Source organism: Exiguobacterium sp. s50 (genome assembly GCF_018618175.1).
GTDB lineage: Bacteria > Bacillota > Bacilli > Exiguobacteriales > Exiguobacteriaceae > Exiguobacterium > Exiguobacterium chiriqhucha.
In genome coordinates, this window is record NZ_JACSLP010000012.1 from 1 (window position 1) to 22,950 (window position 22,950).

A 22,950-nucleotide genomic window follows, 5' to 3' on the forward strand; every position below is an offset into this window, starting at 1 on the left:
GCCGAAAGTAGTTGGGGGTCTCCCCCTGTGAGGATAGGACGTTGCCAGGCCAACGCGAAAGACGATCGAGCATCCGCTCGGTCGTCTTTTTTCTGTTTAAAGCGGTGTCGCAGTTGCGACATCGCTTTTCGTTTGCCTTTTTTTGAATCAATGATAGAATATAGTCAAAAGTCAAAGATGGTCAGAGGGTGGTGGAGATGAGAAACATATCGGATGTAATCGAACAGTATTTAAAACAAGTGCTGAAGGAGAGCCAGGCCGAAGCAATCGAGATTAAACGGCAAGATATTGCCAAGCGTTTCGAATGTGTTCCGTCTCAAATCAACTACGTCATCAATACGCGCTTTACGGTCGAGAAGGGCTATCTTGTCGAAAGTAAGCGTGGAGGCGGGGGATATATTCGCATTCGCCGCGTGATTTTACATGAAAAGCAAGACGTGTTGGTCAGCTTGATGGATATTTTACAAGACCATCCTCGTCTTTCCGAACAGCTTGTCGAGAACATCTTGATTCGCTTATTTGAAGAAGGGATGTTGAGTGAGCGGGAAGTGCGCTTGTTGTATCATTTATTGTCTGATGAAGCGCTTGGGTTACACGCTGACGATCGTCACTTGATTCGAAGACAACAGTTACTCGCATTAATGAAGTTACTTAGTTACCATTGACCGACGGAGGCATAAAGAGATGTTATGCGAACGATGCAAACGGCGACCTGCCATCAATGAGATCCAAGTAGTCGAGAACGGGATACCGGTGACGAGACGACTATGTCGTCAATGTACAGTTGAACTGATGGCAGGTTACGTACCAGCTGTGAAACGGTGCCCGGGCTGTCAATTGACACAAACTGAATTAGCTCATCTTCGAAAAGCGGGCTGTACCACTTGTTATACCGTCTTTCGCGAAGAATTGATTAAAATCACACGTCAGTATCAACAAGGCCATGATGAACATGTAGGTTCGATGCCAGATGCGTTACGGACTCCCGACGAGCGAATCGAAGAGCGACTTGCAAAGTTAGCAGGGGAGTTGGAACGAGCCGTCGAACAAGAAGATTATGAACGCGCAGCCAGGCTGAAAAAAGAAATCAATCAATTGAAAGGGCGAGGTGAGGCGTGATGGAGTCTTATCTTAAACATCCACTTGGTCCTAAAATGAGAGAGCGAGCCAAGTTAGATGATTTGGTCATCTCGACTCGCATTCGTCTAGCGCGCAATTTAAAAGACACCGTCTTTTCTCCTGTATTATCGGAGGAAGGACAGCAACAACTTTGTGAACGGATTGAAGCGTCACTTGGAGGATTGCAAGGTTTTGAGTATTTGCATATGGGTGCTTATGATCAGGTGACCCGACAAGCGCTCGTTGAAAAGCATTTGATTAGCCCTACGATTGCCGCGAAAGAACAAAGTGCCGTCTTTTTAAGTGATGATGAGACGATCAGCGTACTCATCAATGAAGAAGACCATTTACGAATTCAAACTCTACTCCCAGGTTATCAAGTAGAAGAGGCTTTCGAACTGGCAAGACGTGTCGATGCTCTCTGTGGGGAGTCCCTTCCTTACGCATTTGATGAACAGCTAGGTTATTTGACAACATGTCCGAGTAATATCGGGACGGGTTTACGAGCCTCGGTGATGCTTCATCTGCCAGGATTGACGTTGACCGGACGGATAACTCCTATTCTAAAAGAACTTCGGAAGCTCGGATATACGATTCGGGGACGTTACGGGGAAGGCAGTGATGCGGCGGGGCGACTGTTCCAATTATCGAACCAACGCACGTTAGGGAGCCATGAAACCCAACTGTTAACCGACTTCATGGAGATTACGGAACAAGTCATTCAGGCAGAGCGACAAGCCCGCGAAGAGTTATTGGCTCGCAACCAGGACGAGTTAGAAGATCAGTTTTATCGCTCGTATGGGATTTTACGCTATGCAAAACTGCTATCGTCAACAGAAGCTGTCGAACGCCTATCCGATCTTCACTTGGCGAGTGACCTGGGTATTTTATCGGATTGGAGTCCACCTCAGTTTCACGAATTGATTGTAAAGCTTCAATCAGGTTTCCTACAAAAGCATTTCGGGAAAACATTATCTACGAAAGAACGAGATCGCGAACGTGCGACGCTCGTTCGTCGAACGTTAGATCATGGGTTAGTTTGATCCAACTTTAAGGAGGTTTTGTCAATGATGTTTGGTCGATTTACAGAACGAGCTCAGCGCGTATTAGCTTTAGCACAAGAGGAAGCAGTACGGCTTGGCCATCATAATATCGGTACGGAGCACATTTTACTCGGACTTGTTCGCGAGGGAGAAGGGATTGCCGCTAAGGCACTGTTCGCTCTCGGACTTACGTCTGAAAAGATTCAGCAAGAAGTGGAGGCACTCATCGGACGAGGTTCAGAAAACGGATCGACGATTCACTATACGCCACGTGCGAAAAAAGTGATTGAGCTATCGATGGATGAAGCACGGAAACTTGGTCACTCTTATGTCGGGACTGAACACATTCTCCTCGGCGTCATTCGCGAAGGAGAAGGGGTAGCAGCTCGAGTCTTGAACAACCTTGGGATCAGCTTGACGAAGGCGCGTCAGCAAGTGCTCCAGCTCTTAGGAAACACTGAGTCGTCAGCTAATGCATCACAACCAGGTACAAGTGCTGCTACACCGACGCTTGACGGCTTAGCTCGTGACTTGACACAGCAAGCGCGAGAATCCCGTCTTGATCCGGTCATCGGTCGCTCAGGCGAAATTCAACGTGTCATCGAAGTGTTATCACGCCGGACGAAAAACAACCCGGTCCTCATCGGGGAACCAGGAGTCGGGAAGACGGCAGTCGTCGAAGGGCTCGCCCAACAGATCATCAACAATGAAGTACCGGAAACACTTCGGAATAAACGCGTCATGGTGCTCGATATGGGTACACTCGTCGCTGGAACGAAGTACCGCGGTGAATTTGAAGATCGTTTGAAAAAAGTGATGGATGAGATTCGCCAAGCTGGGAACGTCATTCTTTTCATTGACGAGTTGCATACGTTAATTGGTGCTGGGGGTGCAGAAGGCGCCATCGATGCATCGAATATCTTGAAACCGTCACTCGCACGTGGCGAACTTCAATGTATCGGTGCGACGACACTCGATGAGTATCGTAAATATATCGAGAAGGATGCCGCGCTCGAACGTCGCTTCCAACCAATTCAAGTCAATGAACCGACGACGGATGAGGCAGAACAAATTCTCTTCGGGTTACGTGACCGTTACGAAGCGCACCATCGCGTCACAATCACAGATGAAGCGATTCATGAGGCCGTTGTTCTCTCGGACCGCTACATCTCGGACCGCTTCCTTCCAGATAAAGCGATCGACCTCGTCGATGAGGCTGCTTCGAAAGTAAGACTTCGCTCATTCACGGCACCGCCGAACTTGAAAGAACTCGAGGCTCGTCTTGAGTCGATTCGCAAAGAAAAAGATTCGGCTGTACAGAGTCAAGAGTTCGAGAAGGCTGCCTCACTACGCGATACCGAACAGAAACTTCGAGATGAACTCGAACAGCTCAAATCGGAATGGCAGAATAAGCAAGGGAACGAAAAACTAGAAGTAACGAAAGAAGACATCGCGCAAGTCGTCGCCAACTGGACAGGAGTACCTGTGACGAAGATTGCTGAAGAAGAGACAGACCGTCTCCTCAAACTCGAATCAATTCTCCACGGCCGAGTCATCGGTCAAGATGAAGCCGTTAAATCGATTTCGCGGGCGATTCGCCGAGCACGTGCTGGATTGAAAGATCCGAAACGTCCGATTGGTTCGTTCGTCTTCCTCGGACCAACTGGTGTCGGGAAAACCGAGCTGGCTCGTGCTGTAGCTGAAGCGTTGTTCGGTGACGAAGACGCCATCATCCGAATCGACATGTCGGAGTACATGGAGAAACACGCGACGAGTCGTCTCGTTGGATCGCCTCCAGGTTACGTCGGTTATGAAGAGGGCGGTCAATTGACAGAGAAAGTTCGCCGCAAGCCATATTCGGTCATCTTGCTTGATGAGATTGAAAAGGCTCACCCTGAAGTGTTCAACATCTTGCTCCAAGTGCTCGATGACGGTCGCTTGACCGACTCGAAAGGGCGTACGGTCGACTTCCGGAACACGGTCATCATCATGACGTCAAACGTCGGTGCGGCAGCGCTCAAACGGAACAAGTACGTCGGGTTCACGGTTGAAGATGACGTGAAGCGTGAATATACGGAAATGAAAGATAAAGTTATGGAAGAGTTGAAGAAGGCGTTTCGTCCTGAGTTCTTGAACCGGATTGACGAAATCACCGTCTTCCACTCGCTCCAAAAAGAACACATCCAAGAAATCGTCAAACTTATGGCCGAGACACTTACAAAACGTCTCGGAGAACAAGGGATTGATTTCAGCTTGACGGAATCGGCGCTCGAGAAAATCGCCGAAGTCGGGTACGATCCGGAATACGGGGCTCGTCCACTCCGCCGTGCGCTCCAGCGTGAGGTTGAGGACCGACTCTCAGAAGCGATGCTCAGTGGCAGCATCACAAAAGGCAGCAAAGTGGCGCTCGATGTACAAGATGGCGAATTCGTCGTCCGTAATGAAGGTGTCGTTCAGTAACTACAAGGCTCCCTCTCTCGTGTGAGGGGGCTTTTTTAGACGGAAAGGAACATCATGGCAAAAATTAAAACGAAGTATGTATGTCAGTCATGCGGATACGAATCCGCAAAATGGATGGGACGTTGCCCAGGTTGTAACGAGTGGAATACGCTCGTCGAAGAATTTGTCGAAGAGAAAAAGGCGAAGCGGGGAGCCGCATTCGTCCATAGCTCCTCGAGACAGTTGAAGCCAGAACGTCTGTCGGACGTCGTGTCGCAAGAAGAGACGCGCGTCCATACGAACAGTCAAGAGTTTGACCGGGTGCTCGGTGGCGGTATTGTCCCAGGCTCGCTCGTCCTCGTCGGTGGGGACCCGGGAATCGGGAAGTCGACGATTCTCCTCCAAGTGAGTGCCCATTTGGCTCATAGTGGACGGAAAGTGCTCTATATTTCCGGGGAAGAATCGCTCAAACAGACGAAACTCCGAGCCGAACGGCTCGGTCTGCCGACTGAAGACTTATATGTCCTCGCAGAGACGGACATGTTGATGATTGAACGAGTCATCGATGAAGAAGAACCGGGGTTCGTCATCATCGACTCGATTCAAACCGTTTATATGGATGAAATCCAATCGGCGCCAGGTAGTGTCGCCCAAGTCCGGGAATGTACGGCAGCGCTCATGAAAATCGCTAAAACGCGAGGAGTGGCCGTCTTTATCGTCGGTCACGTGACGAAACAAGGTTCGATTGCCGGTCCTCGTCTGCTCGAGCACATGGTGGATGCGGTCCTTTACTTCGAAGGGGAGCGTCACCATACATTCCGAATTTTACGGGCCGTCAAAAATCGGTTCGGTTCGACGAACGAGATTGGCATCTTTGAAATGAAAGAAGGCGGGCTCGAAGAAGTGCTCAATCCGTCTGAAATCTTCCTGGAAGAACGAACTGCTGGCGTCTCGGGCTCCACCGTCGTCGCATCGATGGAAGGGACGCGGACCGTGCTCGTCGAGTTACAGGCGCTCATCTCGCCGACCTCGTTCGGGAACCCGCGCCGGATGGCGACCGGGATTGACCAGAACCGGGTCGCCCTTCTCATGGCTGTGCTCGAGAAGCGTTCGGGTCTCTTGCTCCAAACGCAAGACGCTTATTTGAAGGCGGCCGGGGGCGTTAAATTGGACGAACCGGCCATCGACTTGGCCATTTGTATTTCGATCGCATCAAGCTTCCGGGACCGTCCGACCCGTCCGACGGATGTATGTATCGGCGAAGTCGGATTGACCGGTGAGGTACGGCGGGTGTCACGGATTGAGCAACGTGTCGCTGAAGCGGCCAAGCTTGGATTCACCCGGGCCATCATTCCGAAAAACAACCTCGGGGGCTGGACAGCCCCGCCTGGTATCGATGTCGTCGGTGTCAGTACTGTCGATGAAGCGCTCCAACTCGCTATCCCGTTCTGACGGGGCGCTTCCGGCAGTTTTTAACGCTTTGTAACGAACGCTTTCAAAAGAACCGTGTTACAATGAAAGTGTTAATTTCTTGAAATTTTAATTCATAATGAAGGAGGTGGAATGAGTGAAGATTGCTGTACGAATCGGATTTATATTGATCGGACTCGTCGTCGGTTGGTTTGGAATTATCGAAGCGATGTTGCTATTAGGCGACCTTGGTGTGAGTGTACCGGCTTGGTTGACGATTCCTTACGTTGCTAGTTTGATTGGTGGACTTATCTTCTTCATTCTTAGTTTGTTCTTGACCGATGGGGTCGTTAAATTTATCCGTTTTATCGAAGAACGGCTTGTCCGTTTGCCGGTCGGCGATATTTTGTTTGGCTCAATCGGATTGATTATTGGTTTGTTGATCGCCTTTTTGATCAGCGTCTCGTTAGAAGTGACGAATATCTTCTTGCTCAGCAAGATTGTACCGATTTTTGTGACCGCTCTGTTCGGTTACTTCGGCTTTGCCGTCGGTTACCGGAAGCGGAATGAATGGATTAAACTGTTCGTCAAAAGTGAACGAGAGAAGCCGGCCGCGGAACCATTGCGCCGCTCTAACGATAAAATTTTGGATACGAGCGTCATCATCGATGGTCGAATCGCTGATATCTCGAAGACCGGTTTCATCGAAGGGACACTCATCGTGCCGCAGTTCGTCATCGGTGAGCTTCAATATATTGCGGACTCGTCGGATACGCTGAAGCGTAACCGGGGCCGTCGCGGTCTTGATATTTTAAAAGAGTTACAAGACAACGACCGGATCGAAGTGGAAATCTACGATGGGGACTTTGAAGACGTCGCCGAAGTAGATATCAAATTGATCAAGTTGGCCGAATTGAAAAAAGGCATCGTCGTCACGAACGACTACAACTTGAACAAAGTGTGTGAAGTTCGGAACGTCCCAGTATTGAACATTAACGATTTGGCCAACTCGGTCAAACAGATCGTCATTCCAGGAGAAGAGATGGTCGTGACGGTCATTAAAGAAGGAAAAGAACAAAATCAAGGTGTCGCCTATCTCGAAGATGGCACGATGGTCGTCGTTGAAGGTGGGCGCAAGCTGATCTCGAAGACGTTACCTGTTGTCGTCACGAGCGTGCTTCAGACGTCGGCTGGCCGCATGATTTTTGCTCGTCCTGAATAAATAAGTGGAAAAAGAGACGCATCGGCGCTCTCTTTTTTCGCGAAAAGGGGTGAATGGAATGGTACGCTATACGGTTGTCATTCCGGCCGCAGGAAAAGGAAAGCGGATGGGAGCCGATGAGAATAAGTTGATGCTGACGCTGCAAGGAAAACCGATTATCGTGTGGACCGTGGCAGCGTTCGCGAGAGATGCATGGTGCTCGCGCATCGTGCTCGCGGTGCGTCCTGAGGAGCAAGCGTGGTTCGAGCAGCAGTTGCGTCATGTCCAAACCCCGATTACATATGTGACGGGTGGGGAAGAACGACAACAGAGCGTTCGAGCCGGATTGCAAGTCGTCAATCCCGAAGATGTCGTCTTGATTCATGACGGGGCACGGCCATTTGTGCGCCTTGACCAACTTCATGCCATCGCCGAAGCGGCCAAGACGGCAGGGGCGATTCTCGCTGTTCCGGTCAAAGATACGGTGAAACAAGTGATGGACGGACACATCACGCAGACGGTGCCGCGTGAGGCACTATGGTTGGCGCAGACGCCCCAAGCGTTTCCGGCAGGCGCCATTCAAGCCGCCCATGAGCGGGCAGAAGCTGCTCGTTTTATCGGGACGGATGATGCCAGTCTATTCGAATGGACCGGGCAACGGGTGATGATTATCCCGGGGGATTACCACAACATTAAAATGACGACCCCGGAAGATTTATTATTTGGTGAAGCGATTTTAACGAAGGAGGACTATCGATGAGAATCGGACAAGGATTTGATGTACATGCGTTCGCCGAAGGGCGTCCGCTCATTTTAGGGGGAATCGAGATTCCACACGACCGCGGCCTGCTTGGCCACTCGGATGCGGACGTCTTGTTGCATACGATTGCCGATGCAGCGCTCGGAGCGATTGCGGCGGGGGATATCGGCAAGCATTTCCCGGATACGGACCCGGAATTTAAGGACGCGGACTCGAAAGTGTTGTTGCAGCACGTCTGGCAACTCGTCAAAGCGGAAGGCTATGTGCTCGGCAACGTCGATGCGACAGTGATGGCGGAGCGGCCAAAGCTTCGCACGTACATCGACGATATGCGAGCGGTCATCGCCGAGTTGCTCGAGGCAGACATCAGCCAAGTGAACGTCAAAGCGACGACGACTGAAAAGCTAGGCTTCACCGGACGTGAAGAAGGAATTGCCGCCCAGGCGGTCATCCTGCTCAACCGCGCTTGACAAAAGTGGTATACTATTTGGGCAGAAGAGAAGAAAGGTGGAAATATTATGAGTGAAGTGCGCGTACGCTATGCGCCGAGTCCGACGGGTCACCTTCATATTGGGAACGCCCGGACCGCGCTATTTAACTATTTGTATGCTCGCCATGCCGGCGGGAAGATGATTCTCCGAATCGAGGACACGGACCAAAAGCGGAACGTGGAAAACGGTGTCGAGAGTCAGATGAAGTATTTGGAATGGCTCGGAATCGATTGGGATGAAGGTCCAGGTCGCGGCGGCGATCATGGTCCTTACTTCCAAATGGAACGACTCGACCTTTACAATAAATATGTGAACGAGTTGATGGACAACGGACTCGCCTATAAATGCTATATGACGTCTGAAGAACTCGAGGCGGAGCGTGAGGCTCAAATCGCACGCGGCGAGGCACCGCGGTATTCGGGTGCACATCGTAACTTGAGCGACGAAGAGCAAGCTGCGTTCGAAGCCGAAGGACGTAAACCGTCGATTCGGATTCGTGTACCAGAGTCGGTCACATACAAGTGGACCGATGTCGTCAAAGGCGACGTCTCGTTCGAGTCGAAAGACTTCGGCGACTGGGTCATCGTCAAACAGGACGGCATCCCGACGTACAACTTCGCTGTCGTCGTCGACGATCACTTGATGAAAATCAGCCACGTCTTGCGCGGGGATGATCATATCGCCAACACACCGAAACAGATGATGATCTATGACGCACTCGGTTGGGACTATCCGGCGTTTGGTCATATGACATTGATTTATAACGAGAACCATAAGAAGTTATCGAAGCGTGATGAGTCGATCATTCAGTTTATCGAACAATACGCTGATCTCGGATACCTTCCAGGGGCACTCTTTAACTTCATCTCGCTCCTCGGTTGGTCGCCGGTCGGAGAAGAGGAGATCTTCACGAAAGAAGCGTTCATCGAGATGTTTGATGCGAGTCGTTTGTCGAAGAGCCCGGCCGTCTTTGACCAACAGAAGCTTGCTTGGATCAACAGCGTCTATATGAAACAGGCTTCGCTTGACGAAGTGGTGGCACTCAGTTTACCATTCTTACAAGAAGCAGGACGTTTACCGAACGCCTTGTCGATGGAACAAGCCGATTGGGCGACAGCGTTGATCGCCCTCTATAAAGAACAAATGACACACGGTGCTGAAATCGTGACGTTGACGGACCTGTTCTTTAAAGACGAGGTCGAATACGACGAAGAGGCCAATGCGGTCCTCGCTGGAGAAACGGTACCGGCTGTCCTCGCCGAATTCAAGGCTCAACTTGAAGCAATCGAAGACTTCACACCGGAAGCCGTCAAAGCAGCGACGAAAACGACACAAAAGGCGACTGGCCAAAAAGGAAAGAACTTGTTCATGCCGATCCGGGTCGCGACGACCGGGCAGACGCACGGACCAGAGCTTCCGAACGCCATTTCACTAATTGGCAAAGAGCGTGTCTTGGCACGTCTCACAACATTATTAGCTTAAAGGCAACGATGAGGAAAGTAAGCGGTATGACACTTAACAGAGACTAGAACCTAGGCTGGAAGTTCTAGAAGCGTCCCCCGTCGAAGTGCACCTCGGAGCCGTTCCGGCGATACGTAGTCGGGACCGCGACTCGGCGTTAACGAGACATGAGAGGGGAACTTTCCCAAACAGAGTGGAACCGCGCTTACGGCGTCTCTGTGCCTTGGCACAGGGGCGTCTTTGTTTTTGATATGGAAAAGGAGAACAATTATGGGATTTTGGAAAAGTGTGAGCGCCGATATACGAAACGTGCTCGAACTCGACCCGGCCGCAAGATCAAAAATAGAGGTCGTCTTGACCTATCCAGGGTTACACGCCCTGTGGGCACATCGAATCGCGCACGGTCTATGGACGCGCAAAGTCAAGTTAATGGCGAAGTTAATCGCGCAGACGAGCCGTTGGTTGACGGGAATTGAGATTCATCCCGGTGCGGTCATCGGTGAACGTCTCTTTATCGATCACGGGTTTGGCATCGTCATTGGTGAGACGGCGATTATCGGTAACAATGTAACGATTTATCAGGGCGTGACGCTCGGCGGAACGGGAAAAGAGAAAGGGAAACGTCACCCGACGATCGGGAATGATGTCCTCATCTCTGCCGGGGCGAAAGTGCTCGGCAATATCACGATTGGCGATTGCGTCAAAATCGGGGCGAGTTCTGTCGTTTTAAAAGACGTCCCATCCGACTCGACGGTCGTCGGGATTCCAGGCCGGGTCGTCATCCGGAACGGCGAACGGGTTAAGCAGCATGATCTCGATCACCGCTTCCCCGACCCGGACCGCGAGTGCCAAGAGCGGCTGGAACGTGCCGTCGCTCAGCTAGAAGACAAACTTGCTTCATTAGAGAAACGGATGGAGGAGAATACACATGATTCAGTTTTACAACAGCCTCACGAATAAAAAAGAGCCGTTTGTACCAATCGTACCTGGGAAAGTGTCGATGTATGTATGTGGACCGACCGTTTACAATTACATTCACGTCGGCAATGCTCGTCCAGCGATTGCCTTTGATACGGTCCGCCGCTACTTGACGTATCGAGGCTATGACGTCAAATACGTCCTCAACTTTACAGATGTCGACGATAAAATCATTCGGACCGCCAATGAGCTCGGAGAAGACGTCGGTACGTTGACGAATCGGTATATCGACGCGTATTTGGCAGACACGGGTGCCTTGAACGTATTGCCGGCGGACGTCCATCCACGTGTCACGGACACGATGGAAGAGATTATCACATTCATCCGCGAACTCGAGACGCAGGACTTTGCGTATGAAGCAGGCGGGGACGTCTATTTCCGGACGCGTAAGTTTGAGACGTATGGCAAATTGAGCCAGCAGTCGATTGAAGACTTACGCGCGGGATCACGTGTCGACGTCGGGGAAAAGAAAGAAGACCCGCTCGATTTCGTCTTGTGGAAAGCCGCGAAACCAGGTGAGCCGGCATGGGAGAGTCCATGGGGACAAGGTCGTCCAGGCTGGCACATCGAGTGTTCAGCGATGGCGAAAAAACACCTTGGCACGACGATCGACATTCACGCCGGGGGCCATGACTTGAAGTTCCCGCACCACGAGAACGAGATTGCCCAATCGGAGGCGTGCAACCATACGAAGTTCGCCAACTATTGGCTGCATAACGGATTCATCAATATCGAGAACGAGAAGATGTCCAAATCGCTCGGCAACTTCCTACTCGTCCATGAGGCGTTGAAAGAAGTCGATGCGATGGTGCTCCGCTTCTTCATGTTGTCGGTCCATTATCGCCATCCGATCAACTACAGTCGTGAGTTGATTGAACAAGCGGCGAACGGATGGGATCGCATCAAGGAAGCATACCAAAACGTCGCGTACCGCCTGTCGGTCACAGCTGGTCTTGAAGAACCGTGTGAAGCGATGGAACGCAAGCTCGCGACAATTAAAACCACGTTCATCGAAGCGATGGATGATGATATCAATACGGCGAACGCGGTGACGGTCTTATTCGACTTGGCGCGTGAAGCCAATATCTACGCAAAGGCGGACCACGTCTCGAAAACGACGTTGGAACACGTGATCGCCCTGTTCGAAGAGTTGACGGGCGTGCTCGGTTTAACGATTGCGAACGAAGTGGAACTGCTTGACGCGGAAATCGATCAATTGATTCAAGAGCGGAACACGGCCCGGGCGGAGCGAAACTTCGCGCGTGCCGATGAGATTCGTGACCTCCTGAAAGACCAGAACATTCAACTCGAAGATACGGCCCAAGGGGTGCGGTGGAAGCGGTTATGAAGCAACAGGCTCCTCAACTGAACGCTCTCGCCCTCGCCTATATGGGGGACGCCGTCTATGAGATGGCGGTACGCAAACGACTGCTCGGACAAGGGATGACGAAGCCGAACGATCTCCACCGCGGCGCCATTCGCTACGTAAATGCGGCCGCCCAGGCTGGGGTCGTGACCCACTGGCTCGAGACAGGCATCTTGAGCGAAGATGAAACGGCCGTTGTCCGCCGCGGGAAGAACGCGAAATCTGGTTCAATCCCAAAGCGGACAGATGTTCATACGTATCGCTACTCGACCGCATTCGAAGCATTGATTGGTTACACATATCTAATGGAAAGAAGGGATCGTCTTGAAGAACTCATCGAACAAGCGTTCGCATGGCTCGAAACCGAGTCATTCGAAACGACATGACGGAGCAAGGGAGCAACGCTCATTCGATCGTCCACGCGGCGAACGGAATGACCGCCCACGTGGTGAACGGAACGACCGTCCGCAACGTCAGAAACTAGAACGTCCGGACTACCAAGAAGTCGATGTGATGGAAGAAGGAATCGATTTTTTATACGGGCGCAACCCGGTCATGGAAGCACTCCGGAGCGGACGTGACATGAACAAGGTCTTCATCATGGAAGGCCAACAGAAAGGGCCACTCGCCCAAATCATCGGGATGGCTAACGAGGCGTCGGTCCAAATCTCATTCGTCCCGAAGACGAAACTCGAGAAGATGGCCGGCAGTGAACATCACCAAGGCGTTGTCGCCGCGGTCGCCGCTTACGAATATAAGTCGGTTGAAGACATGTTCGCACTCGCTGAGTCGAAAGGGGAAACGCCGCTCTTCATCTTGCTCGATGAGCTCGAAGACCCGCACAACCTCGGTTCGATTCTTCGGACGGCGGATGCGGTCGGAGCCCACGGAATCATCATTCCGAAGCGCCGCTCGGTTGGATTGACGCAGACGGTGGCGAAAGCCTCGACGGGTGCGATTGAGTATATCCCGGTCGCACGCGTCACGAACTTGACGCGGACGCTTGAAGAGTTGAAAGAGAAAGGACTATGGGTCGTCGGGACGGACGCGAGCGAGAGCCAAGATTATCGCCGCCTCGATGGGAACATGCCGCTCGTCGTTGTCATCGGTAGTGAGGGCAAAGGGATGAGCCGCCTCGTGCGGGAGTCGTGTGACTTCCTCGTCCATATGCCGATGGTTGGTCATGTCACATCGCTGAACGCCTCGGTCGCGGCCGCGCTTCTATTGTATGAAGTGCACCGCTCACGTAACCCATTGTCATGAGTATCAAGAAACGGGAACTGCTCCTCGTGGATGGGTATAACATCATTGGCGCTTGGCCACACCTTCGCAAACTGCGCGACATCGATTTTGAGAAGGCACGTACCGACTTGATTGAAGCGATGGCCGAGTATCAGGCGGTCACAGGTCGTGAAGTGACGATTGTCTTCGATGCGCATATGCGTTATGGACGAGAGTCGAAAGCGAAACAGAGTCGGATCGCGGTCATCTACACGAAAGAGAACGAGACCGCGGACGAATGGATTGAGCGGCGGGCCCATGAACTCGTCGATGATCGTCTCGTCACGTTATTCGTCGCGACGAACGATTTCACCGAGCAATGGGTCATCTTCGGTCAAGGCGCCCTCCGCGTGCCCGCGGCCGAACTGCTCAAAGATTGGAAACAAGCGCAGCAGTTAATCGCCCAAGAGCGGTCGGCGCTTGAGCAGGACCGATCCAACCGAAAAACAATCGACCTCACGCCAGATGTGCGGGCCCGATTGGAAGAAATTCGTCGTCGTAAATGAAGCGGTGACGAAACTCACGGACGAGTTCATGAAATGAACTCGTCTTTGTTTTTAATTTGACATTTTTTTGGAAAGAAATGTTGTATACTATTACATGTATGAGTTACACGAATTGTAATTGACGGAATTTTTAGAATTTTATTTGACGGTCGTTTTAAACGGCGCCTATAATGAGAGCACAAACTTACATAAGTTCATCAATCGCCGGGGGGTAGGAAACATGAACGGATGGCCATACGAGCAGTTTGAAAACATGTCCGACGAAGAGCTCGTCTTTCTTGCGCGTAACGAAGGGGATAGCGACGCTCTTGAGTTTTTGATTGAACGTTACCGATATTTCGTTCGGGCGAAGGCACGGTCTTATTTTTTAATCGGTGCCGACCACGAGGATATCGTCCAAGAAGGGATGATCGGTCTGTATAAAGGGGTTCGGGACTATCGGGACGAACGGCTCGCTTCGTTCAAAAGTTTTGCTGAGATGTGCATCACGCGTCAAATGATCACCGCCATTAAAACGGCGACGCGTCAAAAACATATTCCGCTCAACTCTTACGTCTCGCTCGATAAGCCGATTTTTGACGACGAGTCGGACCGGACGCTTCTTGATGTGATTTTGCCGCCGCATCCGACAGACCCGCAAGATTTGCTCGTCACGCGTGAAGAGCAACTGTTCATGGAAGAAAAGATGGAAGAGCTCCTGAGTGACTTGGAACGAAAAGTGTTACGTCTTTATTTGGACGGCCGTTCGTATCAAGAAATCTCAGACGACCTCGACCGTCACGTGAAGTCGATTGATAACGCGTTACAGCGCGTGAAGAAAAAGTTTGAGCGGCATGTCGACGTCAAAACGCTGACGAGCTAACCGATATTGACCGCAAGCCTCCTATGTGATACTTTTAAGGCAGCGCCTTGTCCGTAGACGCCATTTACAGGAGGCGTTTTTTTTTCGCTCTTTTTTAGTGGGAGAGCTGTCGAAAGGGGCGCTTATGAATGGCAAAGAAAGTAAGTCTCGCGTGTTCGGATTGCGGGTCGAACGGTTATTCGACCGTTAAGCAAGACGACGTGACGACGCGGCTCGAACTGAAAAAGTTCTGTCGTCGTTGCAATGCACATACGACACATCGAGAATCAAAGTAACGTAGATTGGCATTCAACGTAGGAGGAAGCTATCATGAACTTTTTGCGCGATGTATGGAAAGAGTTAAAGAAAACGAGTTGGCCGACTCGTAAAGAGCTCACAAAATATACCATCACGGTCATCGCGACGGTCGTCGTGGTCGGCCTGTTCGTGTTCGGCGTAGATACTGGTGTCAGTTATCTCGTCAACCTATTGATTAACTAAGGAAAGAGGTGAAAGCCGTGGAGAAACAATGGTTTGTTGTCCAGACGTATTCTGGATTTGAAAACAACGTCAAAGAAAACCTAGAACGTCGAATCGGTTCGATGAACATGGAAGATAAAATTTTCCGCGTCCTCGTTCCGACTGAAACAACGCAAGAAGAAGTCACTCTCAAGAGTGGCGAGAAGAAGATTAAAGAAAAAGAAGTGAAAAGCTTCCCAGGTTACGTCTTCGTCGAAATGATCATGACGGATGATTCATGGTATGTCGTTCGGAACACACCGAACGTCACCGGCTTCCTCGGTTCGACGGGCGGCGGCGCTAAGCCGATTCCGCTTCAACCGGACGAAGTGACGAACGTATTGTCACAGATGGGTCTCATCGAGAAGAAAGATCGTTACAACTACGAACTCGGCGACCTCGTCCGTGTCAAAGAAGGCGCATTTGAGAACTTTGAAGGTACGATTGATGAAATCGAAACCGAGAAAGAGAAGCTCAAAGTTGTCGTTGACATGTTCGGCCGTGAAACAAAAATTGAACTTGATTTCGAACAAGTTCAGAAAATTAACTAAACCCACTTGCCATTCTCGGGAACGGATGGTACAATCGGAAATGTTTGATGTTGTGCTTTATTTCGGTACAAACTCGACCTAATAGATTGAGTGGGAGGGCGCACAACGTCCAAGAAACCACATTTTAGACTTAAGGAGGTGTGTCTCGTGGCGAAAAAAGTTACTAAACTCGTTAAACTTCAAATCCCAGCTGGTAAAGCTAACCCAGCACCACCAGTAGGACCAGCACTTGGTCAAGCAGGTGTTAACATCATGGGATTCTGTAAAGAGTTCAACGCTCGTACACAAGACCAAGCCGGATTGATTATTCCTGTAGTCATTACGGTATACGAAGATCGTTCGTTTACATTCATTACGAAAACTCCACCAGCTGCAGTTCTTTTGAAGAAAGCTGCTGGTATCGAGAGCGGTTCTGGTGAACCAAACCGTAAGAAGGTAGCAACGGTTAAGCGTGATAAAGTTCGCGAAATCGCTGAACTTAAAATGCCTGACCTTAACGCGTCGTCTGTTGAAACAGCGATGCTTATGGTTGAAGGTACTGCGCGTAGTATGGGTATTGTAATCGAAGACTAATTTATTAGTCTCTGGGATTGTCGGTGAATATTATGCTCACCTTCAATCCCTTCATTATGTGGGAGGAAATTCCGCTAACCACAAGGAGGAAAAGAATCATGGGTAAAAAACACCAAGAAGCAGCTAAGCTTGTTGATCGCATGAAGTCATACGAACTCACTGAGGCCGTTGAACTCGTTCAAAAAACAGCTACTGCTAAATTCGATGAAACAATCGAAGTTGCTGTCCGTCTCGGCGTAGATCCGAAGAAAGCGGACCAACAAATCCGCGGTGCCGTCGTACTTCCACACGGTACTGGTAAAACACAAAAAGTTCTCGTCTTCGCAAAAGGCGAAAAAGTTAAAGAAGCTGAAGCGGCTGGCGCTGACTATGTCGGTGACTCTGAGTTCATCACTAAAATCCAACAAGGATGGTTCGACTTCGATGTTATCGTTGCGACACCTGACATGATGGGCGAAGTTGGTAAACTTGGTCGCGTTCTCGGACCAAAAGGCCTCATGCCTAACCCGAAAACAGGCACAGTGACGTTCGACGTGACGAAAGCAATCGCGGACATCAAAGCTGGTAAAGTAGAGTACCGCGTTGACAAAGCCGGTAACATCCACGTACCAGTTGGTAAGAAATCGTTTGAAGCAACTAAACTTACTGAGAACATCGAGACAATCATCGAGACGCTCATGAAAGTGAAGCCTGCTACTGCAAAAGGAACTTACCTTAAAAACATCGCGCTTTCTTCGACAATGGGTCCTGGGATCCGTGTCGCGACTGCCGACTTCATCAAGTAATCTACTTGAAATAAACTGTTGACAACGTGTGATACCGCTGTTAAAGTAATACACGTTCAACCGAATATGTTGGATTACCGTAGACAGAAGGTGGACATCGGTCCGTAAACCCTTCCGAGGTGTCTTTGCTCGAACTTGAGCCTGTTGTCACAGGTTTACTTTCAAACAATTACGCCCTCGTATGTCTTCATACGAGGGATTTCTTTTTGAAGAGCAGCCTCTCGTCCGGTATAAGAATTGACTAGGAGGTGCAAACACATGGCAAGCGAAAAAATCGTATCTCAGAAATCGGCACTCGTCGATGAAATCGCTGAGAAAATGCAAGCAAGCGTTGGGACAATCGTTGTTGACTACCGTGGACTTACAGTTGAAGAAGTGACTACACTCCGTAAATCACTCCGTGACGCTGGAATCGAGTTCAAAGTATACAAAAACGGTCTTCTTCGCCGCGCAGCAGTTCAGTCGAACTTCGAAGGTCTTGACGAAGTCTTCACTGGCCCTACAGCAATCGCGTTCTCGAACGAAGACGTTGTAGCTCCAGCGAAGATCTTGAACGACTTCTCGAAAGAGCACAAAGCGCTCGAATTGAAAGGCGGAATCATCGAAGGCAAAGTTTCTTCACTTGAAGAAGTTAAAGCCCTTGCAGAACTTCCATCACGCGAAGGTCTTCTCTCGATGCTTCTCAGCGTACTTCAAGCTCCAATCCGTGGGCTCGCAGTCGCAACAAACGCAATCGCAGAACAAAAAGAAGAGCAAACTGCTTAATTTTTGTCTCGTAGCGTAACAAAAACCAATCTTTACAACATCAAAGGAGGAAAACCATAATGGCTTTCAACAAAGAGCAATTCATCGAAGACCTCAAATCAATGACGGTTCTCGAACTTAACGAACTCGTAAAAACAATCGAAGAAGAATTCGGCGTATCAGCAGCAGCTCCAGTAGCAGTTGCAGGTGCAGGCGCAGCAGTAGCTGAAGAGCAAACTGAATTCGACGTAATCCTCACAAACGCTGGCGCTGGTAAAATCAACGTCATCAAAGCGGTACGTGAACTTACAGGCCTCGGTCTTAAAGAAGCGAAAGCACTCGTTGACGGAACTCCAGCTCCAGTCAAAGAAGGCGTTTCTAAAGAAGATGCAGACGCAGTCAAAGCTAAGCTTGAAGAAGCTGGCGCAACTGTCGAAGTTAAGTAATCTAACTTTTACTTCTACAACCTATAGAAGCTCGCTATGGCGAGCTTCTTTTATTTCCTTGAAGAGTGGGTTAGGAGGTTCAATGCATGGGAGATCATTACTATACGAACGACCCTAGTTCGAAAAGTGCCCCTGAGACATGGACGTTTGAGTTGCGAGGGAAGACATATCGCTTCACCTCGGACCGCGGCGTGTTCTCGAAAGGATCGGTCGATTTTGGGTCACGTCTCTTAATCGAATCATTTGAAGTGCCTGATGTTGAAGGACGCATTTTAGATGTGGGCTGCGGCTACGGTCCGATGGGGATCTCGCTTGCCGACGCCTCTGGGCGTGAAGCACTCCTCGTCGACGTGAACGAGCGAGCGCTTGCCTTGTCAGAGCAAAACGCCGCCCAAAATGGGGTGACGATTGAGACGCGACTCAGCCACGCTTATGACGGAGTCGGTGATGAACAGTTCGCCGCAATCGTGACCAATCCGCCGATTCGGGCCGGGAAGCAAGTGGTCCACACGATTTTGCGCGATGCGTATACACACCTTGTCGTAGGTGGAGCGCTCTACGTCGTTATTCAAAAGAAACAAGGAGCGCCTTCTGCCAAGAAGTTGCTTGAAGATGTGTTCGGTCAAGTCGAGACGGTTGCGAAAGAAAAGGGCTATTTCATTTTCCGGGCAATTCGCTCTTGACAAACGGTGAAGTCTTGTTGACTCGCTATAACGTATATGCTAACATTATAAAATGCCATTGGAATGGAATTCGCTTTGAACTGCCGCGTTTGCCGCTTTTTAGACGCGGAAAAGAGGCGACATTCAATGACAATGTTCGATTATTACGCCCGAAAAATTCGATAGAGAATTGGGGGTCTGAGAGGTGAATCAGTTGACTGGTCAACTTGTTCAGTACGGTCGTCACCGTCAGAGAAGAAGCTTTGCCCGTATCAGTGAGGTATTAGAGCTTCCGAATTTGATTGAAATTCAAACTGCTTCTTACGAGTGGTTCTTGCGTGAAGGATTGAAAGAGATGTTTACGGACATTTCGCCAATCTCCGACTTCACCGGAAACCTCGTGCTCGAGTTCATCGACTATTCGCTCAGTGAGCCGAAGTATTCGATCGATGAGTCGAAGGAGCGAGACGTAACTTACTCTGCGCCATTGCGCGTAAAAGTACGTTTGCAAAACAAAGAGACAGGTGAGCTCAAAGAACAAGAAGTGTTCATGGGGGATTTCCCGCTCATGACAGAATCGGGAACGTTTATCATTAACGGTGCAGAACGCGTTATCGTTTCCCAACTCGTTCGTTCACCAAGCGTTTATTACAACGCGAAACTCGATAAAAACGGTAAGCGCGGCTTCGGAGCGACTGTTATTCCGAACCGTGGTGCATGGCTCGAACTTGAGACAGATGCCAAAGATATCGTTTACGTTCGTATTGACCGTACCCGCAAAATCCCGGTAACGGTGTTGTTGCGTGCCCTCGGTTTCGGTACGGACCAAGAGATTATCGACCTTCTCGGGGATGACGAGTATCTTCGTAACACCCTTGAAAAAGATAATACAGAATCAACAGAAAAAGCGTTAATCGAAATTTACGAGCGTCTCCGCCCTGGTGAACCACCAACGGTTGAGAACGCGAAGTCACTTCTCGTTTCTCGTTTCTTCGACCCAAAACGTTACGACCTTGCAAACGTCGGTCGCTATAAGATGAACAAAAAACTTCATCTTAAAAACCGTCTCTTCGGCCAAAAATTGGCCGAGACGCTCGTTGACCCAGAAACAGGTGAAGTCATCGCCGAAGCTGGAACTGTCCTCGATCGTCGCAACCTTGACCGCGTTCTTCCACACTTGGAGAACGGCCTCGGTTATATGGATGCTGAGCCGACAGGCGGCGTCGCTGAAGGTGAACCGTTCGGTCTTCAATCGATCAAAGTAATCTCACCAGATGACCCAGATGGAGAGCGTATCTTGAACATTATCGGTAACGGCAATATCGACCGTAGCGTGAAACACATCACACCGGCTGATATCATCGCATCGATCAACTACTTCTTTAACTTATTACACGAAGTCGGAACAACAGATGACATTGACCACTTAGGAAACCGTCGTCTTCGTTCAGTCGGAGAACTTCTCCAAAACCAATTCCGGATCGGGCTTTCTCGTATGGAACGTGTCGTTAAAGAACGGATGTCGATTCAAGATCAAAACGCGATCACACCACAGGCGTTAATCAACATTCGCCCAGTTATCGCGTCGCTAAAAGAGTTCTTCGGTAGTTCGCAGTTGTCACAGTTCATGGACCAAACAAACCCGCTCGCAGAGCTCACGCACAAGCGTCGTCTCTCTGCACTTGGACCGGGTGGTTTGACACGTGAGCGTGCCGGTTTCGAAGTTCGAGACGTTCACTATTCGCACTACGGTCGGATGTGTCCAATCGAAACGCCGGAGGGACCAAACATCGGTCTCATCAACTCGCTTTCGTCTTATGCGAAAGTAAACGAGTACGGCTTCATTGAAGCTCCGTACCGTCGAGTCGACCCTGAAACAGGTCTCGTCACGAGCGAGATTCAATATATGACGGCGGATGAAGAAGATCTCTACGTCGTCGCTCAGGCGAACATGCCGCTCACAGAAGAAGGCGGATTCGCCAACGAACAAGTCCTTTGCCGTTTCCGCGGACAAAACTTGTCAGTTGAGCCGAACCGAGTCGATTACATGGACGTCTCGCCGAAACAGGTTGTTTCTGCCGCAACGGCATGTATCCCGTTCCTTGAGAACGATGACTCGAACCGTGCCCTCATGGGAGCGAACATGCAGCGTCAAGCTGTACCACTTCTTCAACCAGATTCACCGATTATCGGTACTGGGATGGAGTACGTGTCAGCGAAAGACTCTGGGGCCGCGATTATCGCGAAATTCCCAGGTGTCGTCGAGCGTGTCACAGCACGCGAAATCTTAGTCCGCCGCACGTCTGACGTGAACGGTTCTGAGGTATCAGGTGACCTTGACCGCTACAAACTTCAAAAGTATGTCCGTTCGAACCAAGGGACATGCTACAACCAGAAGCCGATCATCGCTGCTGGTGACCGTGTCGAAAAAGGAGAAATCCTTGCTGACGGACCGTCGATGGATATGGGTGAGCTCGCGCTCGGTCGTAACGTCGTGGTCGCCTTCATGACATGGGACGGTTACAACTATGAGGATGCGATCATCATGAGTGAACGCCTCGTGAAAGATGATGTGTACACGTCGATTCATATCGAAGAGTACGAATCAGAGTCACGCGACACGAAACTCGGACCTGAGGAAATCACACGTGATATTCCAAACGTCGGTGATGACGCACTTCGCAACTTGGACGACCGTGGGATTATCCGCATCGGTGCGGAAGTCAAGGATGGCGATATCCTCGTCGGTAAAGTTACGCCTAAAGGTGTGACTGAATTGACGGCGGAAGAGCGTCTCTTGCACGCAATCTTCGGTGAGAAGGCACGTGAAGTCCGTGATACGTCACTCCGTGTACCAAACGGCGGCGACGGCATCATCTTGGACGTCAAAGTGTTCGATCGTGAAAACGGTGACGAACTCTCACCAGGCGTGAACCAAATGGTTCGTGTCTACATCGTTCAAAAACGTAAGATTCACGAAGGGGATAAGATGGCGGGACGTCACGGTAACAAAGGTGTTATCTCGCGCATTCTCCCTGAAGAAGACATGCCATACATGCCGGACGGCACACCGATTGACATCATGCTTAACCCACTAGGTGTACCATCACGGATGAACATCGGTCAGGTACTCGAACTCCACCTTGGAATGGCGGCTAAAAAGCTCGGCATCAAAGTGGCGACACCTGTATTCGATGGTGCGCGTGAGGAAGACGTATGGGCAACGATTGAAGAAGCTGGAATGGACAAAGATGCCAAGACTCGTCTCTATGACGGTCGTACTGGTGAAGCGTTCGATAACCGCGTCTCGGTCGGTGTCATGTATATGATCAAACTCGCGCACATGGTTGATGATAAACTTCACGCTCGTTCGACAGGACCATACTCGCTCGTCACGCAACAACCGCTCGGTGGTAAAGCACAGTTCGGTGGACAGCGTTTCGGTGAGATGGAAGTATGGGCACTTGAAGCGTACGGCGCAGCCTACACGCTCCAAGAAATCCTTACAATCAAGTCGGATGACACGGTTGGTCGTGTGAAAGCATACGAGGCCATCGTGAAAGGTGAGAGCGTTCCGAAAGCGGGCGTTCCTGAGTCGTTCCGCGTCTTGATCAAAGAGCTCCAAGCGCTCGGTATGGAAGTCAAGATGATGTCTGCGGACGATGAAGAAGTTGAAATGAAAGATGAAGATGACGACAACATCCCGAACGCAACATCGGCGTTAGAACAAGTCGTTCAACCGACTGTTACGGAAGAGGAATAAGGCGAAAAGGG

The 22,950-nt window shown here is 50.4% G+C and carries 24 protein-coding genes and 2 other annotated features; all 24 genes read left to right on the forward strand.

Annotation, left to right across the window (positions count from 1 at the left end; translation table 11 throughout):
• The first annotated feature begins 197 nt into the window (after positions 1-197).
• The 24 genes from KNP68_RS13630 to rpoB all read left to right on the forward strand — a co-directional run bounded on the left by KNP68_RS13630 (position 198) and on the right by rpoB (position 22,939).
• Positions 198-665 carry a CtsR family transcriptional regulator gene (locus KNP68_RS13630; protein ID WP_021066575.1) on the forward strand — a complete coding sequence of 156 codons (468 nt, stop codon included), beginning with the start codon at positions 198-200 and terminating at the stop codon, positions 663-665.
• Between the two features lie 19 nt (positions 666-684).
• Entirely contained in the window at positions 685-1,119 is a 435-nt protein-coding gene (locus KNP68_RS13635) for a UvrB/UvrC motif-containing protein (RefSeq protein ID WP_029594416.1), read from the forward strand.
• A complete protein-coding gene (locus KNP68_RS13640; protein WP_021066577.1) occupies positions 1,119-2,162 on the forward strand; it encodes a protein arginine kinase in 1,044 nt (347 codons plus the stop codon). The genes KNP68_RS13635 and KNP68_RS13640 overlap by 1 nt, the downstream gene beginning before the upstream one ends.
• 24 nt (positions 2,163-2,186) lie before the next feature.
• Positions 2,187-4,622 (forward strand): ATP-dependent protease ATP-binding subunit ClpC, encoded by a 2,436-nt coding sequence (clpC, locus tag KNP68_RS13645; protein ID WP_029594418.1) that lies wholly within the window; start codon positions 2,187-2,189, stop codon positions 4,620-4,622.
• A gap of 54 nt (positions 4,623-4,676) precedes the next feature.
• The gene (gene radA / locus KNP68_RS13650) at positions 4,677-6,053 is read left to right on the forward strand and encodes a DNA repair protein RadA (RefSeq protein WP_021066579.1); all 1,377 of its coding nucleotides are present in this window, start codon (positions 4,677-4,679) and stop codon (positions 6,051-6,053) included.
• A 115-nt stretch (positions 6,054-6,168) separates the two neighbouring features.
• Positions 6,169-7,233 (forward strand): PIN/TRAM domain-containing protein, encoded by a 1,065-nt coding sequence (locus tag KNP68_RS13655; RefSeq protein WP_021066580.1) that lies wholly within the window; start codon positions 6,169-6,171, stop codon positions 7,231-7,233.
• Between the two features lie 58 nt (positions 7,234-7,291).
• The gene (gene ispD, locus KNP68_RS13660; protein WP_214756835.1) at positions 7,292-7,972 is read left to right on the forward strand and encodes a 2-C-methyl-D-erythritol 4-phosphate cytidylyltransferase; all 681 of its coding nucleotides are present in this window, start codon (positions 7,292-7,294) and stop codon (positions 7,970-7,972) included.
• Positions 7,969-8,442 carry a 2-C-methyl-D-erythritol 2,4-cyclodiphosphate synthase gene (gene ispF / locus KNP68_RS13665; protein WP_021066582.1) on the forward strand — a complete coding sequence of 158 codons (474 nt, stop codon included), beginning with the start codon at positions 7,969-7,971 and terminating at the stop codon, positions 8,440-8,442. Before ispD ends, ispF begins: the two co-directional genes overlap by 4 nt.
• A gap of 45 nt (positions 8,443-8,487) precedes the next feature.
• Complete coding sequence (gene gltX / locus KNP68_RS13670; RefSeq protein WP_214799956.1) at positions 8,488-9,945, forward strand: glutamate--tRNA ligase; 1,458 nt, start codon at positions 8,488-8,490, stop codon at positions 9,943-9,945.
• Positions 9,942-10,145, forward strand: a binding site (T-box leader). (Overlaps the previous gene by 4 nt.)
• A 49-nt stretch (positions 10,146-10,194) precedes the next feature.
• Entirely contained in the window at positions 10,195-10,884 is a 690-nt protein-coding gene (gene cysE, locus KNP68_RS13675; protein ID WP_021066584.1) for a serine O-acetyltransferase, read from the forward strand.
• Positions 10,853-12,250: a cysteine--tRNA ligase gene (gene cysS / locus KNP68_RS13680; RefSeq protein ID WP_214799952.1), complete on the forward strand. Its 1,398-nt coding sequence runs from the start codon at positions 10,853-10,855 to the stop codon at positions 12,248-12,250. The genes cysE and cysS overlap by 32 nt, the downstream gene beginning before the upstream one ends.
• On the forward strand, positions 12,247-12,654 hold the full coding sequence (locus KNP68_RS13685) for a Mini-ribonuclease 3 (RefSeq protein ID WP_021066586.1): 408 nt from the start codon (positions 12,247-12,249) through the stop codon (positions 12,652-12,654). Before cysS ends, KNP68_RS13685 begins: the two co-directional genes overlap by 4 nt.
• A 127-nt stretch (positions 12,655-12,781) precedes the next feature.
• Positions 12,782-13,531 (forward strand): 23S rRNA (guanosine(2251)-2'-O)-methyltransferase RlmB, encoded by a 750-nt coding sequence (gene rlmB / locus KNP68_RS13690; RefSeq protein WP_029594424.1) that lies wholly within the window; start codon positions 12,782-12,784, stop codon positions 13,529-13,531.
• A complete protein-coding gene (locus tag KNP68_RS13695; protein ID WP_029594425.1) occupies positions 13,528-14,055 on the forward strand; it encodes an NYN domain-containing protein in 528 nt (175 codons plus the stop codon). Before rlmB ends, KNP68_RS13695 begins: the two co-directional genes overlap by 4 nt.
• A gap of 220 nt (positions 14,056-14,275) precedes the next feature.
• The gene (gene sigH, locus KNP68_RS13700) at positions 14,276-14,917 is read left to right on the forward strand and encodes an RNA polymerase sporulation sigma factor SigH (protein ID WP_021066589.1); all 642 of its coding nucleotides are present in this window, start codon (positions 14,276-14,278) and stop codon (positions 14,915-14,917) included.
• Positions 14,918-15,045: 128 nt separating this feature from the next.
• Complete coding sequence (rpmG, locus tag KNP68_RS13705; RefSeq protein ID WP_021066590.1) at positions 15,046-15,192, forward strand: 50S ribosomal protein L33; 147 nt, start codon at positions 15,046-15,048, stop codon at positions 15,190-15,192.
• Positions 15,193-15,226: 34 nt separating this feature from the next.
• Positions 15,227-15,397, forward strand: a complete 171-nt coding sequence (gene secE, locus KNP68_RS13710; protein ID WP_021066591.1) for a preprotein translocase subunit SecE — start codon at positions 15,227-15,229, stop codon at positions 15,395-15,397.
• 17 nt (positions 15,398-15,414) lie between these two features.
• Positions 15,415-15,966: a transcription termination/antitermination protein NusG gene (nusG, locus tag KNP68_RS13715; protein WP_021066592.1), complete on the forward strand. Its 552-nt coding sequence runs from the start codon at positions 15,415-15,417 to the stop codon at positions 15,964-15,966.
• 147 nt (positions 15,967-16,113) lie between these two features.
• On the forward strand, positions 16,114-16,539 hold the full coding sequence (gene rplK / locus KNP68_RS13720) for a 50S ribosomal protein L11 (protein WP_021066593.1): 426 nt from the start codon (positions 16,114-16,116) through the stop codon (positions 16,537-16,539).
• Positions 16,540-16,637: 98 nt separating this feature from the next.
• Positions 16,638-17,324, forward strand: coding sequence for a 50S ribosomal protein L1 (gene rplA / locus KNP68_RS13725; protein WP_021066594.1), 687 nt, complete (start codon positions 16,638-16,640; stop codon positions 17,322-17,324).
• Positions 17,325-17,383: 59 nt separating this feature from the next.
• Positions 17,384-17,537, forward strand: a sequence feature (ribosomal protein L10 leader region).
• 45 nt (positions 17,538-17,582) lie between these two features.
• Entirely contained in the window at positions 17,583-18,089 is a 507-nt protein-coding gene (rplJ, locus tag KNP68_RS13730) for a 50S ribosomal protein L10 (RefSeq protein WP_021066595.1), read from the forward strand.
• A 59-nt stretch (positions 18,090-18,148) separates the two neighbouring features.
• Positions 18,149-18,514: a 50S ribosomal protein L7/L12 gene (rplL, locus tag KNP68_RS13735; protein WP_021066596.1), complete on the forward strand. Its 366-nt coding sequence runs from the start codon at positions 18,149-18,151 to the stop codon at positions 18,512-18,514.
• 86 nt (positions 18,515-18,600) lie between these two features.
• Positions 18,601-19,197 (forward strand): class I SAM-dependent methyltransferase, encoded by a 597-nt coding sequence (locus tag KNP68_RS13740; protein WP_029594426.1) that lies wholly within the window; start codon positions 18,601-18,603, stop codon positions 19,195-19,197.
• Between the two features lie 193 nt (positions 19,198-19,390).
• Positions 19,391-22,939 (forward strand): DNA-directed RNA polymerase subunit beta, encoded by a 3,549-nt coding sequence (gene rpoB / locus KNP68_RS13745; protein WP_029594427.1) that lies wholly within the window; start codon positions 19,391-19,393, stop codon positions 22,937-22,939.
• The last annotated feature ends 11 nt before the right edge of the window (positions 22,940-22,950 follow it).

What these genes read in the sequence shown, in the direction of transcription:
- rplL (WP_021066596.1), top strand. Translation starts at nt 18,149, where the DNA reads ATGGCTTTCAACAAAGAGCAATTCATCGAAGACCTCAAATCAATGACG.
- sigH (WP_021066589.1), top strand. Translation starts at nt 14,276, where the DNA reads ATGAACGGATGGCCATACGAGCAGTTTGAAAACATGTCCGACGAAGAG.
- ispF (WP_021066582.1), top strand. Translation starts at nt 7,969, where the DNA reads ATGAGAATCGGACAAGGATTTGATGTACATGCGTTCGCCGAAGGGCGT.
- cysS (WP_214799952.1), top strand. Translation starts at nt 10,853, where the DNA reads ATGATTCAGTTTTACAACAGCCTCACGAATAAAAAAGAGCCGTTTGTA.
- KNP68_RS13635 (WP_029594416.1), top strand. Translation starts at nt 685, where the DNA reads ATGTTATGCGAACGATGCAAACGGCGACCTGCCATCAATGAGATCCAA.
- KNP68_RS13695 (WP_029594425.1), top strand. Translation starts at nt 13,528, where the DNA reads ATGAGTATCAAGAAACGGGAACTGCTCCTCGTGGATGGGTATAACATC.
- KNP68_RS13640 (WP_021066577.1), top strand. Translation starts at nt 1,119, where the DNA reads ATGGAGTCTTATCTTAAACATCCACTTGGTCCTAAAATGAGAGAGCGA.
- secE (WP_021066591.1), top strand. Translation starts at nt 15,227, where the DNA reads ATGAACTTTTTGCGCGATGTATGGAAAGAGTTAAAGAAAACGAGTTGG.
- KNP68_RS13740 (WP_029594426.1), top strand. Translation starts at nt 18,601, where the DNA reads ATGGGAGATCATTACTATACGAACGACCCTAGTTCGAAAAGTGCCCCT.
- ispD (WP_214756835.1), top strand. Translation starts at nt 7,292, where the DNA reads ATGGTACGCTATACGGTTGTCATTCCGGCCGCAGGAAAAGGAAAGCGG.
- rpmG (WP_021066590.1), top strand. Translation starts at nt 15,046, where the DNA reads ATGGCAAAGAAAGTAAGTCTCGCGTGTTCGGATTGCGGGTCGAACGGT.
- clpC (WP_029594418.1), top strand. Translation starts at nt 2,187, where the DNA reads ATGATGTTTGGTCGATTTACAGAACGAGCTCAGCGCGTATTAGCTTTA.
- rlmB (WP_029594424.1), top strand. Translation starts at nt 12,782, where the DNA reads ATGGAAGAAGGAATCGATTTTTTATACGGGCGCAACCCGGTCATGGAA.
- KNP68_RS13685 (WP_021066586.1), top strand. Translation starts at nt 12,247, where the DNA reads ATGAAGCAACAGGCTCCTCAACTGAACGCTCTCGCCCTCGCCTATATG.
- cysE (WP_021066584.1), top strand. Translation starts at nt 10,195, where the DNA reads ATGGGATTTTGGAAAAGTGTGAGCGCCGATATACGAAACGTGCTCGAA.
- rplA (WP_021066594.1), top strand. Translation starts at nt 16,638, where the DNA reads ATGGGTAAAAAACACCAAGAAGCAGCTAAGCTTGTTGATCGCATGAAG.
- KNP68_RS13630 (WP_021066575.1), top strand. Translation starts at nt 198, where the DNA reads ATGAGAAACATATCGGATGTAATCGAACAGTATTTAAAACAAGTGCTG.
- rplJ (WP_021066595.1), top strand. Translation starts at nt 17,583, where the DNA reads ATGGCAAGCGAAAAAATCGTATCTCAGAAATCGGCACTCGTCGATGAA.
- radA (WP_021066579.1), top strand. Translation starts at nt 4,677, where the DNA reads ATGGCAAAAATTAAAACGAAGTATGTATGTCAGTCATGCGGATACGAA.